We start from the raw sequence: 15,830 nt of genomic DNA on the forward strand, positions 1-15,830 counted from the left end.
CCCTCCTTATCGACCGATCTCGTCGGCTCGGAAATCGTTAGAAATAGAGGCAATTTGCGGCAACCAGCCTTTATAGGTTTCCAAGGAAAACGCCGGGAAGCCAAGCAGATAGTGATTGCCATAGGTTCGTCCATTGAGACTCCATTCCAGTAGAAACAATTGCTGCTTGGCGTGAGAAATAGGGATTTTTCCTAGCTCAGAAGTCCCGTTCGCCTCCACCTCGAACCTACCTTCCATAAGCGTTTCTTTGGAATCGGCATCCCAAATGCGATATGAACCAGCAGCTGATTCTCGGGAGTCATTGCCTACGGCTACTCGCACATGCCAATTCTCAGGCTCATCGATCATAATGCAGACGGGGACTTGGCTTCTTTGGATGTAATGAAAAGCCAATTTCTTACCATAGTAATAATCAACGACTGCATCTGAGAATTGCGGCCAACCGTCAATCATATTCCACCAGATGATGCCTGTTTTCCGCCATTTTTTGAGCCGAGCGGTCTCGATAAAAAACTTTTTGGCCTCAGCTTGGGAAATTTGCGAAGCAAGTATGAAATCCTCCAAAGCGTCAGGAATGGCTCCGAACAATTCCTTAATTTGATTCGCCATCAATTGGATACGCGTCGCGTTATGACCTTGTGAGCCGCTAACATCCGTTGCGTGGGCGATCCATTGCTCATCCTTATTGTTAAATGGCCATAGATGCGCAGGTTCAATGAACTTCTGGATTGACGATACATTCGGACAGCCATGATAGCCAATTTCACTGATAAAATGGTCCGTACTCGTCTTATAAAAGGAGCTTTTATAATAATCGCGCGGCCCCCAAAGATGTCGTTCAGGAGCTAAGTTCATGTTCCCTGATCGGATAACCTCAGGAGACAAGTAGGGAGAGCTTGGCAAATAAGCCCGGTGAGGATCATATTGCTGGATAATTTGCGGAAGCAGTGTGCGGGTGATCTGATTCACACCAGGATCAGGCAATCCATACCACTGATAAGCTTCGTCACATTCGTTATCCCCGCACCATAGAACAAGCGAAGCGTGATTTCGTAATTTTTTGACAACGGAGCGAGCTTCAAGTCGCATGGACTCACGGAATTCGGGCGTTTGTGGATAGACAGCGCAAGCCATTGCAAAGTCTTGCCAGACCATCAACCCATGACTGTCGCAATAGTCAAAAAAGGCATGGTCCTCATAGACGTTTCCTCCCCAGCAGCGGACGATGTTGCAGCCTGTTTCAATAAATAGCTGAAGAGCCTTCTCGTAGCGACTGGCGTCTCGGCTATGGAACGCATCCATCGGAACCCAATTGGAGCCTTTGCACATGATTGAGGTGTGATTGACTTTAAATAGAAATTCGCCGCCAGCTTCCATAGTGGTTGTTTCTGTGCGAATTAAATGGACGTGACGCACGCCGATTCGCTCCGTACGTGAAGCGAGTACACGTCCCTGATGGAGTAATTCGGTCTTAACTTCATAGATATGGGCTTCCCCATACCCATTTGGCCACCAGAGCAGTGGATTCTTGAGGGATATGGTTAAGGAGCCTACATTGAATAACACGGGCTTGCAGATCTGAAACTCCGATGCCCCCGATTTGCCTGTTACCCGAATCTCCAATCCATGATAAAAATACGCAGGATCCGTTTCCACTCTGTAAAACAGTCCGATTTCTGCAGCCGAAAGATTGGCATCGACAGATAAGGTATAGAAATATAGGTCGCTCAGCGCATGTTCCTCACTTGCGACCAACGATACGGATCGCCAGATGCCTGCAGAAACCGCGCGGGGCATAATATCCCATCCGAAGCTATGAGCCGCTTTTCGTACGAATAACTGCTCGCCATTCGTAAGTGGCCCGTAACAAATGGCGTCAGTGCTGCGATGCCCGGCTTCAATAATGGGGGAACGCAACCGTACATAAAGCTTGTTTACACCATGGCAGAGCAGTGAATTCGTTGTCTCGAGTCTTACCTCGATAAACATATTGTCGCTGGAGCCAAGCTCCTCCCCATTCAGCCAATAGGTTGCGAAGCAGTCTACCCCTTGGAACACCAATTCTGTTAGTTTGCCTTCCATCTCGGGTGGAGCGGTGAACTCCAGACTGTACCACCATTCATAAAGCTCGTAAGGACGGAGTTCATTGATATTCGTTCCGAGGAAGGGCTCAGGAAGAAGGCCGCTGCTTACCAAGTCGAGCTCCACATTCCCTGGAACAGAAGCATTAATAGAAGGCAAACCTAATTTGCTCAATTCATCTGGATGGTGGATATGCCATACTCCTTGCGGATAATAAACAAGCTTCCATTGTCCGTCCAGGCACAGTTCATTTGTCATTTGAAAACCTCCCTAAATTAAGTGCCAATGAACTCATTGTAAAAGAGAGGTTAGGATAAAACTTGCCGTATGTTCAGAAAAATTGCACGATTTTCGGATATTACTAAATTTGAAGGAAACTGCTTAATGTGTAATATACTTTGCCGAGATCATCACCTAAAGTGGAGTTGTGTAGCAGGTATGAAGGCAGCATGAGTTATTGCATATGGAAAAATCGGGGGAAATGAGGTCGTCACATGGTTACGAATCATTATGAGCTTCACCGCCAGATTCCAGTCTACGATCGAGCTGATTTGGTAGTGATCGGGGGAGGTCCCTCAGGTGTATCTGCAGCCATAGCAGGGGCACGTTGCGGAAAAAAGGTGATCCTTCTTGAACATACGGCTCAGCTCGGCGGGATGGGGACACTAGGCAATGTGAGTATTTTTATGAAGGTTGGCAATTGTACGGGCATTTACAGGGAGCTCATTGCTGAATTTGCTTCTGCACATCTGCCGAATGGGCATGAGGAAGGATTAGAACATCAATTTAATCCTTTTCGGCTCCGCTATTATTTAAATGAAAAGCTGGAACGCGAGCATGTGAAGGTATGCTACCATACAAGCTTTGTATCATCCGTTATCATTGAGAATCAGCTGAAGGCTGTTATGATCAACACCCGTGAAGGACTAAGGGCAGTAGAAGGAGCTGTGTTCCTCGATTGCACGGGAGATGCTCGTGTTGCGATCGATGCTGGCGCTGCCTACACAACAGGTCGCGAATCGGATGGAATGACACAGCCCATGACGCTGATGTTTATGATGCAGAATACCGGAGCAACGGTACAACCCTATTTGCCAGAAGGATGTTATTACTATGAAAAGCCAGAGGATTTGCCCCAGGGGAGACACTTATACTGGGAGCGAATGGGCGATGGCACGCTGCTAGTGAATATGAGTCGGGTAAAAGGATATGGCGCGAAAATCGACGATATTAATTTTGCGGAGAAGGAATGTCTTAGACAAGTTTTTTCTATCGCGCATTATCTACAACGTAATGGTTTTGAAACGTACACCATTTCCCATGTTGCTTCTCAAACTGGAGTCAGAGAGACCAATCAGCTTGTTGGTTCATATACGTTGACGGAAGAGGACTTAATGACAGGGCGCCGTTTCCCCGATGTGGTGGCGCAAACCAACTACGAGATCGATATCCATAGTCCTGATGGTGCGAAGGTTACCGATGAGCGGCACATTGATGGCTATGACATCCCCTATCGCTGTATGGTACCTGCAAGTGTCGAGGGATTATTAGTAGCGGGACGCGCCATTTCCGCTACCCATGTGGCGATGTCATCGATGCGAATTCAAGCTACGTGCTACGCACTAGGTCAAGCGGCGGGGGTAGCTGCTTCGATTGCCATAGACGGTAAGTGCAAACTAAGGGACATTCCTATGGAGAAGCTGCATGAAGAATTAAAGAAGCAAGGCGTTTATTTTGTTCAATGAGCGATCTGACGGCGGGTAAATATGATTTTACAATTGAAGGAGTTGCGTGCCCATGAATTCGGAGAGCCGCCAACAGACTGCGGAAGCATTCATTTTTGTAAAGGAAGAGAACATGTCTATCCGATACCGCCCTTTAGCCAAGCAGGCTATGGTATTGCGGAGTCATGCGGATGAGGATCATCCGGGTAATATCATTTACGCAGAGGGAATAGACTATGTCGTCGATTATGACCGAGGTGTCATTCGCCGGACGGAGCAAAGCCGGATCCCAGATTGGTCACGTCACGAATTGTACGGCCAAACGGTGTTTGATCATACGGTGTTCAAAAACTGCAGCAATCGTGAATATACCGTGTATGGGGATTATGTGTATGAGAACGATCCGTTTACGGACGGCTTCGTTGCCCCCGATAGCGGGAACCGAGCGGGGGTGGAGCGCTGGCTTTCCAAATTGCAAACCGGCGATGAGCGTTCAATCGTTGTTTTTGGTGACAGCATTAGTGCAGGTGGAGAGGCTAGCGAAGAAAAGTTTATGTACTTCAACCGTGTTCATCAATTTCTCACTTCACGCTATCCGCGCAGCCGAATCCGTCTGTTGAACAAATCAGTCGGCGGTGAAACGAGCAAAGATGGAAAGAATCGCATACAGCGCGATGTCATTCCTTTGCACCCCGATCTCGTGATCATCGGATTCGGCATGAACGATCAGAACAAATATGGGGAAGGGGTGGGCGTTTCTCCGGAGGATTTTGAAAGCAATCTATGTCAAATGATCGAGGCCGTCAAGAAGTTGGACAATAGCGATCTTGTGCTCGTGACGCCTTGCCTGCCGAATACGAAATGGTGGTATGCCAGTGGATTGACTGGCAGGTATGCGGAAATCATCCGTCGGCTGGGCCGAGAATACGGTGTTGGCGTAGCTGACGTCACTGCGGTTTGGGAGCAGGAACTGGCAGCTGGCAAGTCGGCGGAAAGTCTGCTCCTGAACAACATCAATCATCCGAATGATTATGGGCACTGGCTTTATTTCCAAGCTTTTGTCCCGCTACTTCACAAGCCCGCCGACCAGCACGAGGAGACACCCCATATTTGCTTTTAAAACAACGGATGAAATAAGGCAAGGAATTAAAGCCGGATGCCAGTGCTATTTCCGTAACGGGTAAGCTGGAATTGAGCAGGAGCCTATGGGCAAATTGAAGTCTATGCTCCTGCACATATTGCTGAAATGATTGACCGATGATGGTACTGAATTTTTCGCTAAAATAGTTCGGGCTCCATGGTGTGTGTTGCGCAGCTTGCTTTAGTGTAATCGGTTCACGAAAATGGAAATCGATATAGTTCAGGGCTTTGCGCAGTTTGATCCGTTCTGGCACATCGCTGGAAGTGGTTTCCAATACTGGCTGAGGATCAGTCGGAATCATACGCAGCAGATCAACAAGCAATCTGTCCAATGTGGCACGGATCGCTTGTTTTTTGCCGATTCTGGATTCTGTGCTTTCCGCTAATAATCGGCGGCATTCCTTTTCGATGTCAACCAAATGTTCACCCTCGCAGCAGACGGACAAGCGATTAGGCTGGCTAAAGAGTAAGAGTCGCAATTCCTCATCGAGCCACTCCTCGGTAAATTTCAAATTAATTAAACGAAGAGGAAAACCAGGATCAGGAGTAATGGTATGGAAATCGACAGGGGTTAAAAGGTAAACCGAGCCGGGGGTGAGTTGGGAGGACTCTCCGTTCAAAATTTGTGTGCCTTTTCCAGATAAAATAATCTCCATTTCAAAAAATTCATGGCCATGCAAATTGTGAAACCGGCTTACCTCATATTCGGAGATACTGAAATGAAAAGACGGAGTAAGAAATTCATCGATCATATAGCGATATGGCACAGATCCTTTTCGCATGTCTACGCTCCTCTCCATGTCTTCCCATGTGTGTAGTATACAATATCATTCGCCTTAGGTGGAGGCTACGACGCAGTTTCCGTTCCATCGCTACGAAGGTTAGAGGAACTCACTTGATTTGGAGTTTTCTATCCTGTCGAAAGGGACCTAACCTACACATTTTTAGAGGAAAATACCTAGTTCATAATATACATTCTCCAGGGCATCCCCTAAAGTTGGGGTATCGACCAAGATGGCAGTCAAAATTTCAAAGCTAGGATGTGTTGGATGGATGGTAAGAATTTTCAAGAAAAATTTCGGAGTGACCCTGCTAGCACTGCCAGGATTCCTATTGATTTTACTCTTTAATTATGTGCCGCTTTACGGATTACTGCTTCCTTTTAAGAATTATAAGTACAATTTGGGGATTTGGAATAGCCCTTGGGTCGGGTTTGACAATTTCGGATTCCTATTTAATGGCAATGTACTTTATCGTGTTCTACGCAATACGCTCCTGTATAACATGGTTTTCATTATTTTGGGGACGTTTCTCTCCATCGTCATTGCCTTATTGTTATTTGAGCTGAGTCGAAAATTTGTGAAGGTGTATCAAACGATTTTGTTCATTCCTTACTTTATTTCCTGGGTGGTTGCTGGCTTTGCGTTCAGGGCGCTGTTTGATATGGATCACGGTGTTATCAATAGCATCTTGGTTGCTGTGGGTAAAGCACCCATTCTCTGGTACAGCGAACCTCAGTATTGGCCGTACATCCTAGTCGCAGCTGCTGTTTGGAAGGGACTCGGGTATGGATCTGTCATCTATTACGCAGCTCTGATGGGGATTGATGCTGAGTATTATGATGCAGCGAAAATTGATGGAGCGAGTAAGTTTAGGCAAGCTTTTTCGATCTCAGTTCCAATGATCAAACCCATGATTATCATGTTGGTTATCCTTCAAATCGGAAGTATCTGCTACAGTGATTTCGGTTTGTTCTACAATGTGACGTTAAATTCATCCTTGATCTATCAGACAACAGATGTCATTGATACTTTCGTTTATCGTTCTCTGATTGATATGGGGGACATTGGGATGGCATCAGCAGCAGGATTTTTTCAATCGATCGTCGGGTTTTGCCTCGTTTTGTTAACCAATACGATCGTAAGAAGGATTAATCCTGAAAATTCACTTTTCTAAGGAGCATCGACTATGAATCCTCACAAAGTAATTCGGTTACGACCTACACTGACCATAGGAAAATTAGTGATTAATATCTCATTTATCTTGTTGTGTGCGGTGTGCGTGTTTCCTTTTCTTGTCATTATCGGCACCTCATTTCAAACGGAAAATGACATTATCAAATATGGGTATTCCATGATTCCCAAGAACTTTACGTTAGATGCGTATAAGGTGATTCTGCGTGAGCCAACTGTTCTGTTGAACTCTTATCTGGTTACGATTGGTACGACGGTCATCGGTTCTTTGATTGGGATGTGGGTAACCACGACCTACGCTTATGCGATTTCGCGCAAAGATTATTCCTACCGTACGTTCCTTGCCTTCTTCATCTTCTTCACGATGCTCTTTCATGGGGGGATGGTTCCTTCTTATATTCTCATGGTGAAATGGTTGGGACTCCGCAACAATATCCTGGCACTCATTTTGCCGTATCTGATTAGCGGTTGGTTCGTGCTCCTCATGAAAGGATTCTTGCAGACCATACCGGATGCCATTATCGAGTCAGCTAAAATGGATGGCGCAGGCGAGCTGCGCATATTTACGCAAATTGTTTTGCAAATATCCAAACCGGCACTGGCAACATTAGGCCTGTTCTTTGCTCTCCAATACTGGAATGATTGGTGGCTGACCTTGCTTTACATGGATCAGAGCAATTTAATGAAGCTGCAATATTTACTTATTCGTGTTCTAAAAAATATGGAGTATTTGAATTCGGCTGAGGCCATTCAGTATGGACTTGTGAAACCAGGTATGCAAGTACCTTCATTAACTGCTCGCATGGCGATGTGTATTTTGGCTGCAGGACCGATGCTGCTTGTTTTCCCACTGTTTCAAAAGTACTTTGTGCAGGGGTTAACGGTAGGGTCTGTCAAAGGTTAATAGTTTCAGATGCAGGAGAAACGCGCTGCGTCTGTAAATTATATAAAGACAATATAAGGGAGGCAATCCACGTGAAAGGTCAAAAAACAAAAGCTTCAAAATGGTTTGGACCAGGAACATCCGTCTTGCTTGCAACAACGATTGTGATTAGCGGCTGTAGTACAACTGAAAAAAAGAGTGAAAGCACTAGCCCAGCTGCAAGTCCAGCTGCAAGCGCAGCAGCGAGTACGAGTCCGACGAAAGATTTTGTGGAGATTAGCTGGTATATGCCCAAACCGATCGACAATATGAAGGATCAGGAAGCGGTTGAAGCGGCAGCGAATAAACTGATCAAGGAAAAATTGAATGCCAATGTAAAATTTAACTTAATTGATAATGCGGGCTGGGAAGATAAGATCAAGCTGAAATCCGCTGCCGGCGAGCCTTATGATCTCGTATTTACGTCCAATTCGTCCAATAACTTGAATGCGAATGTGCAAAAGGGTGCTTTTATGCCCCTCGATGACTTATTGCAGAAGTATGGTCAAAATATTTTGAAGAAAGTAGATCCTCGCGCTTGGAAAGCTGTTACTTATAAAGGCAAGATTATGGCGATCCCTGCGCAGACCCCTTACAGTCCGGCATCTGCCTATGTATTTAAAAAAGATTTAGTTGAAAAATATAAATTCGATTATAAGAACGTCAAGAGCCTTGCTGACTTAGAGCCATTCCTGAAACAGATTAAGGAAAATGAGCCGAACATGATTCCCGTCATTGCCACGGCCAATGGAGCGACCTCTGGCGTAGGGTTACCCGACTATACAACTGTCGTTGGTGGCATATCTTTCAGCGAGAAGGATGGTAAATTCGTCAAAACCCTTGATATTCCACAGAATTATGAAAATTATCGCATTATGAATGATTTCTATAAGAAAGGCTATATTGCCAAAGATGCTGCAATCAAAACGGATTATCTAGCTGAAGCGAAATCAGGGAAATATGCCGTGCTGCGTGATTCAGGCGGTTATACCGAGGATGGGTCGAAATCGACAAGCACGTATGGATTCCCAACTGTTGAAACATTCAGCTCACAGCCGACGATTTCAACTGCTTCCATGACTGCTGCTGCGACAGCGATTAGTGCAACGTCGAAGAATCCAGAAAGAGCGATGATGCTGCTCGATTATATTTGGAGTGATAAATACTTATTGAATACACTTGCTTATGGCGTTGAAGGTAAAAATTACACCGTTAAATCGGGTACGGTGAAAGATGCTAACCCAACGATCGAAGCCAAAAGCGGTGCTGAACAAACGTGGGCGATTTGGCACAACTGGCTTGGACCGCTTTGGGATCAATGGGATTCCAACTGGAATTCAACGAAAGCCTTAGAAGCGATGAGAAAAACAAACGACAACGGTAAGGCATCGGGTCTTCTCGGATTTGTCTTTAATAATGAGCCGGTTAAGACGGAGATTGCGCAAATCAATGCGGTCAATAAAGAGGCCAATCCGATCTTTACGACGGGATCCATGCCGGATTATCCGAAGTACGTCGAGGACACGAAGAAAAAGCTGGTGGAAGCTGGCATTGACAAAGTGATGGCTGAGATCCAGAAGCAATACGATGCTTGGAAGGCAGGCAAATAACTAAAGTTAAACTCGTGACAACAATGACTCTACTAATTATAAGTAGGGTCATTGTTGTCAAAAAAGCTAATTCATTAGGAAAGGGAGTTTATTGATGATTAAAAAGCTCTTAGGCATGGTCGTTTCAGTTCTGATTGTATGCGCTTTCACAACTATATTTGAGCCTTCTCGTGCTCGTGCGGAAGGAGCAACTCCGGAAGTTGGGTATGTCATTGATGAGGATTTCTCGTTCTTATCCGCCTTGACGCCAGGGAATAGTCAGCCATCCGGGTGGGATGTTCGCGCTGCAGGAGGGGCGTTGGTCTCCATGTACAACACGAATTTCAAAATCAGCGATACGAGCACGGTGCTGCCCGTTTCTATGAATAAGAAATTTGTTTCGCAAAGCGAAGGCAGTTTGACTATGGAATTTCGAATTAAGCCTTTGTCCATCATAGATGGCTTGAAATGGCAGTTGCTCAGCAATGAGGTCGTAGGCGTCAGCTTAATTACGCAAAACAATACGCTTAGTCTGGAGACCGGCATAAACACTGTTGTTCCTCTGCAAACCTATGCGGCAAACATCGAATATGGCATTAAGGTCGTTATCAACCTGAACACACACACTACTGATGTGTATATCAATGGTGTGAGGAAGGCGAACGGTGCAACCTTTAAAAATACCGTAGCGGATCTAAATCAGTTTCAAGTAAGAACAGGCGATGCCTCCATGGGGGAATTCTACTTTGGGCCTTTGAAAATCTATCGAGGGTACGCGGTGAATGAGAGGCTCATATCGGTCGTTAACGGCGGTGCGATTCCGCAGGATTGGACAGCGGTTACGTCGGGCGGCGCCATCACGGTCGGTAGCATGCTTAGTTCCCCGCAGCCAGACATTAACAGCATGAAGTTGAGCGCAAGCACGGCTACAGGCAGTATGAGCCTGACCAAAACGATTTCGCCCATGTCGGATAACTTTACCTATGACTACAAGGTTCTCTTTAAGCAGAAGGAGGATGGATTGGAAGCCGAACTTAAGAGTGGAACGACGAGTGTCATTAAATTAACGACGGCGGGGGATTATTTGGCTTATGTCAACAACAGCGGGCAACCTGTCCCGCTGGATTACAAGTATTTAGCGAATCTGTGGACGCACATTCAGATCAAGGTGAACTGGGCGACGGCTACAGCGGATATTTATATCAATGATAAGCTTGTTAAGCAAGGTGTGGCGCTCGCTTCAGGCGTGACAGCCGTTGACAGCATAAAATTTACAACCTCCTCTTCGTATCGGGGAGAGATGTGGCTCGATGATATTCTTTTGTATAAAACTGTTCCCCTCCCGGTCGATTATGTGCCGGCTCCTGTTGCCGTCAGTAAGAACGAGGGCGCTCCGCTTGTAGGCGTCCAAAGCTGCCCGATGTGGCGGGAAGGCCATCACCTGGGCTGGGATATGATTCAGCCTTATCCGGATCGGACTCCTCTTCTTGGTTTTTATGATGAAGGTAACCCGGAAACGGCGGATTGGGAGTCGAAATGGCTGGAAGAGCACGGCATCGATTTCCAGATGTCCTGCTGGTTCAGACCGCTAGGCGGAGATACGGATCGGATGCCGATTAAAGATTCGTATTTATCCCATGCTTTGGATAACGGTTATTTTAATGGCGCGTATAGCGATCAAACCCAATTCGCCATTATGTTTGAAAACCTCAATTCCAAAGTTAAGGATATTGAAGATTTCCGAACGAACCTGATTCCTTACTGGATTGAATATTATTTTAAAGATTCGCGTTATATGAAGATCGACGGTAAACCTGTTTTCACAATCTACAATTATGACGAGTTAGTAAATGCTTTTAAAGACAGCAATGGCAACGATCATGTGAAGGAGGAGCTGGATAACTTACGGACCGAAGTGAGCAATGCGGGTATTCCAGGTATTATCCTGCTGAACGTATATAACGGGACGGACTACGCGCAGTTGAAGAAACGCAAAGATGCTGGCTTTGATGGCGTGTATGCGTATTCCTGGGGCTCCTTTGGCGGACATCCGGAATTTCAGAAATTGAAAATGACGCAGGAGAAGGATACCGGCGCCATCGATATTATCCCTGGTTTGAGCATGGGCAGAGATGATACAGCTTGGCGCCTGAACTTCGGTTATTATGCTACGCCGTCGGAATTCGAGTCTTTGGCACAGTGGACGAAGGATAGCTTTATGCCATCGCTTCCTGCGGGCAGTCTTGGTAAGAAGCTGGTGATGCTAGATAACTGGAATGAGTTTGGAGAAGGCCACTTTATCATGCCTGCGGGGCTGGCCGGTTTCGGGTATGTGGATGCCATTCGCAATGTGTTTGGAAGCAGTGCACCGCATACGGACAGCGTGCCAACGCAGACCCAGAAGGATCGGATCAATACCCTTTATCCTGCGGGGAGGGTGGTACCTAATTTAAACCAACCCCAGGCAGTGATGACCAACGTCTACGGGAATATGTGGGAATTCAATACGCCGGGCGATGCGGAGGGCTGGACAGTTGAAAAGCAGATTGTGGGCGTGACCGTACAGGATGGCACTTTTTCGGGGGTAACGAATAATACCGATCCCGGCATTCGTTCCGCTGATCACCTTGGGATTAAGGCAGAGGACATTCCTTATATTGTGATTCGAATGAAGAACAGTGCGAATGATATCGACGGCCGCTTCTTCTTCACGACGGAGACAGATGGAACCTGGAATGAGGCTAAAGCTGTCGGCTTCTTTGTAAATCCGTTGGATAGTGGTTATACGGAATACATTATTGAGGCGTGGAGAAACAAGAACTGGACGGGGACTATCCGGCAAATGCGGATCGATCCAATTTCGGCTGTAGGACCGATCAGTATTGATTATATTCGAACCATTTATTCTCCGCAGCCGGGTATTCGGACTTACGTGGACGGCACTTACAAAGGGTTCAGCCAGCCTGCGCTTTTACAAGATGGCATCGTCATGATTCCCATGAAAGATATGTACCTGCAAATCGGCGCAAAGCCGGAATGGGACTCTGCGACGAATACTCTGTTGGCTGTGAAAGATAACGTCGTCTATAAAGTAAAGGTTGGCGATAGCATAGCTTATAAGGGGAATCAGGCAATTACGTTAGAGCATGCGCCTGTCAAACTTGCGAACGGAACGGTGATGGTGCCGCTCAGCTATCTTCGCCAAGCATTTGGCGCAGTGGCGAAGTGGGATGCCACTGCGCAAACAGTGAGTGTGTATCCAACGGCCATCACATGGGATTTTGCGACGAGCAGCGGTTGGACGGCTAACAGTCAGATCGCGAATCCCGTCGTTGCGAATGGCGTCTTCAGCGGAACTTCAAACGGGGTATCGGGAAGTGTCCAGCCAACGATCCTTTCACCGGATAATTTGGAATATGCAGCTTCGGATATTAGGCGAATTCGCGTCCGAATGAACAATATGACAAACGGTGAAGAGGCTAAAATATATTTTACGACGACCGGAGATACCACTTGGAATGAGGCGAAAATGATCCCTTCCTATATTCTCCCAAATGATTCCGTTTATCGTGAGTATGTGTTTGATACGTCAAGCTTAGCTGCCTGGACGGGAACTATCAAACAGCTCCAAGTGGTGCCAACGACGGCTTCCGGAGCCTTCAGTCTGGATTCCGTTCAATTGGAAATTACGCCAACTGTTGCACTAAAAGGAGATAATCTCATTGAAGATCCGGGATTTGAAGGAAGTACAACTTCACAATATAAGCTGCAGAATGCGACTGCTGCAAAGGATACGACACAATCACATAGCGGCCATCAGTCCGTCAAGATCACGAAATCGACACGTTACGGCAGTATTAGTTTTCCAGTGAATGTGGAAAAAGGCAAGCCGTATACGTACTCAGCTTGGGCCAAGTTGGCAGCAGGCACGACGACCAATGAATTTTTAAGGGTGGGAATCCAATATAATTTGGACGGGGGTCCTCCCAAGCAACTCATTATTTTCACAAGTCCTGGTCTGAAAGCGGGAGAGTGGACACAAATCGAAGGTACTTACACGATTCAGGAATCAGGAGTCGTAACGAATGTTCTAATGTATCTCTATACGGAGATTAACAATCCAGGCGGCGTTTACTATGTCGATGACGTTGCGGTTAAGCCAATAACAAATTCGGGAAGTTCGGTTTGGGTTCATCCATCGAATATAAGTTTTGGTGCGACCTCAATGACGGTAGGTGTTGGTAAAACCAAAGCATTGGTTCCTGCGTACACACCAGTGAATGTAAGTAATAAAGAATTAATCTGGCGTTCGAGCAACCCAAGTGCAGCGACTGTGGATGTGAACGGCATGGTGTATGGCGTGAGCCTAGGCACCGCAACGATAACGGCAACGACGGTAGATGGCGGAAAAGTCGCATCTGTGCTCGTCACCGTAGATGATACGATTGCGGTTACGGGGGTGTCGCTAACACCAACTTCACTCAGCTTGCCGCTCGGCACTCAGCAAACGCTTGTTCCGACGGTAACACCGGCCAATGCAACCAATAAGCTCATCAAATGGGAATCCGCGAATCCAATTGTGGCGGTCGTCGATGCCAATGGGATCGTTACAGGCGTGGGGACGGGCACAACCCAAATTAAAGCAACATCCGATGATTCGGGTAAGCAAGCTATCGCCTCGGTTACGGTAACAGCACCGACGAACGTTGTAAAAGGCTCAAACCTGATTGTAGATCCTGGCATGGAAGGCAGTATATTAGCGGCTCCTAACTACGCTTATCAGGCAGTGCCTTCCCTGACTTCGGCGGAACAACATTCGGGCCAGAAGTCCTTGTTGTTGACGAAGACCGATAAATACGGAGGTGTTAAATTTCCTGTCCCACTTGTAAAAGGCAAACCCTATTACTATTCAACCTGGGCGAAACTAGCATCTGCTCCTGCTTCCACCGAGACGATCAGGATCGGCTTGCAGTATAAGCTAGACGGTGATCCTATGCCTAAACAGTATATTATGTTCGTCAGTCCATCCCTAAATGCTGCAGAATGGAAACAAGTGCAAGGGAGTCTGATTATTAATGAAACGGGTGTTGTAACCGAAACGACCATGTTTTTATACACCGAAACTCAGGGTAACGGCACTCCGTTCTATGTTGATGACGTAGAGGTCAGACCATTGACCGTCGATGATGTGCCTCCCGTTACGGTCAGTGATGCGCCGTCCGGCTGGCAGACAACGGCTCAGGTTGTTCACTTGACGGCGAGTGACTCGGGAAGTGGCGTCGCAGGCACGTTCTACAGCTTGGATCACAGCGCTTACGTGGTTGGGAATACGATCTCCATCGCTGCCGAAGGCGTGCACACGCTGGATTTTTACAGCAAGGACTTGGCTGGTAATCAGGAAGCGACGCAAACCGTCAATGTCCGTATCGACGGAACGGCTCCAACAACAACGTCAGTCGTTGCCCCATCTGCGCCTGACGGACCAAGCGGTACCTACGTCAGCCCTGTTACAGTCACATTAAGCGCTACTGACAACGTGTCTAGCGTTGGGCAGGTCGTCTACAGCGTGAATAATGGCGCGACATGGACGCCTTATACAGCCGCGCTTACCTTTGATAAACAGGGGGCATATACGCTCCAGTACCGAGCGACCGACTTAGCGGGCAACAGTGAGACAGCCAAGAGCGTAAGTTTCAATCTTGCCGCTTCAACGGTGAAGGTTCAACTCAAGGACAGTACCGGCAATCCCTTAAACGGCGGAGTGGTTAAATACTACGACGGCGGATGGAAAGATTTTGGCGTAACAGATGCCTTGGGAAATGCAAGCAAATCTTTACAGGATAAGGGCTATACCTTTGGCATCACGTATGAGGGAACGTATAAGGAGATTGTACAACATACAGGAACGGACGCTGTCGTCGTATTTCAGACCGTCAAGGCCAAGGTACAGTTAAAGGATAGTCTGGGGAATCCCCTCGATAGTGGTACGGTGAAGTATTATGCAGGAAGCTGGCGGACCATCGGCAATACAAGCGGAGGCGAGATCAGCAAGGAGGTACTGCCTAGCTCCTATACCTTTGGCATGACGTATGGGGGAAGATATAAGGAAATAGTACAAAATACAGGAACAGACCCCGTAGTCGTATTTCAGACGGTCAAGGTCACGGTACAGGTAAAGGATAGCCACGGGAATCTATTGGATGGTGGTACGGCCAGTTATTATGCGGGCAGTTGGCAGACGATTGGCGTTACAACAGGCGGGGGGATCAGCAAGGAGTTATTGCCTGGTTCTTATACATTTGGCATGACTTACAATGGGACGTACAGAGAACTGGTACGGAACGTAGCAACGGATCCTACAGTTATATTTCAATTGTAAAAGAAGTCGATCTCATCATTT

At 46.9% G+C, this 15,830-nt stretch carries 8 protein-coding genes; 6 read left to right on the plus strand and 2 right to left on the minus strand.

The genetic code is table 11. From position 1 onward, the window contains the following. Nucleotides 1–6: 6 nt before the first annotated feature. Nucleotides 7–2,340, minus strand: a complete 2,334-nt coding sequence (locus tag ASL11_RS21355; RefSeq protein WP_056619359.1) for a glycoside hydrolase family 2 protein — start codon at nt 2,338–2,340, stop codon at nt 7–9. Between the two features lie 236 nt (nt 2,341–2,576). Here ASL11_RS21355 and ASL11_RS21360 point away from each other — a divergent pair, with 236 nt between their 5' ends. Together ASL11_RS21360 and ASL11_RS21365 are read left to right on the plus strand one after the other, a co-directional pair. Continuing rightward, the gene (locus ASL11_RS21360; protein WP_056619362.1) at nt 2,577–3,827 is read left to right on the plus strand and encodes an FAD-dependent oxidoreductase; all 1,251 of its coding nucleotides are present in this window, start codon (nt 2,577–2,579) and stop codon (nt 3,825–3,827) included. A 52-nt stretch (nt 3,828–3,879) separates the two neighbouring features. Next, complete coding sequence (locus ASL11_RS21365; RefSeq protein ID WP_056619365.1) at nt 3,880–4,926, plus strand: SGNH/GDSL hydrolase family protein; 1,047 nt, start codon at nt 3,880–3,882, stop codon at nt 4,924–4,926. On the opposite strand, the gene ASL11_RS35945 is transcribed toward ASL11_RS21365, so the two are convergent. Further along, on the minus strand, nt 4,820–5,728 hold the full coding sequence (locus tag ASL11_RS35945) for an AraC family transcriptional regulator (RefSeq protein WP_162261661.1): 909 nt from the start codon (nt 5,726–5,728) through the stop codon (nt 4,820–4,822). The genes ASL11_RS21365 and ASL11_RS35945 overlap by 107 nt on opposite strands. Nucleotides 5,729–5,999: 271 nt before the next feature. Here ASL11_RS35945 and ASL11_RS21370 point away from each other — a divergent pair, with 271 nt between their 5' ends. The 4 genes from ASL11_RS21370 (at nt 6,000) to ASL11_RS21385 (ending at nt 15,809) form a co-directional block, all read left to right on the plus strand. Next, a complete protein-coding gene (locus ASL11_RS21370; RefSeq protein WP_056619368.1) occupies nt 6,000–6,902 on the plus strand; it encodes an ABC transporter permease in 903 nt (300 codons plus the stop codon). Between the two features lie 12 nt (nt 6,903–6,914). Continuing rightward, nucleotides 6,915–7,823 carry a carbohydrate ABC transporter permease gene (locus ASL11_RS21375; RefSeq protein ID WP_056619371.1) on the plus strand — a complete coding sequence of 303 codons (909 nt, stop codon included), beginning with the start codon at nt 6,915–6,917 and terminating at the stop codon, nt 7,821–7,823. Nucleotides 7,824–7,894: 71 nt separating this feature from the next. Continuing rightward, nucleotides 7,895–9,451, plus strand: coding sequence for a DUF3502 domain-containing protein (locus ASL11_RS21380; protein ID WP_056619374.1), 1,557 nt, complete (start codon nt 7,895–7,897; stop codon nt 9,449–9,451). 94 nt (nt 9,452–9,545) lie between these two features. After that, nucleotides 9,546–15,809, plus strand: a complete 6,264-nt coding sequence (locus ASL11_RS21385) for an OmpL47-type beta-barrel domain-containing protein (protein WP_056619376.1) — start codon at nt 9,546–9,548, stop codon at nt 15,807–15,809. Nucleotides 15,810–15,830: the final 21 nt, after the last annotated feature.

The organism is Paenibacillus sp. Soil750 (assembly GCF_001428045.1).
Taxonomy (GTDB): domain Bacteria; phylum Bacillota; class Bacilli; order Paenibacillales; family NBRC-103111; genus Paenibacillus_E; species Paenibacillus_E allorhizoplanae.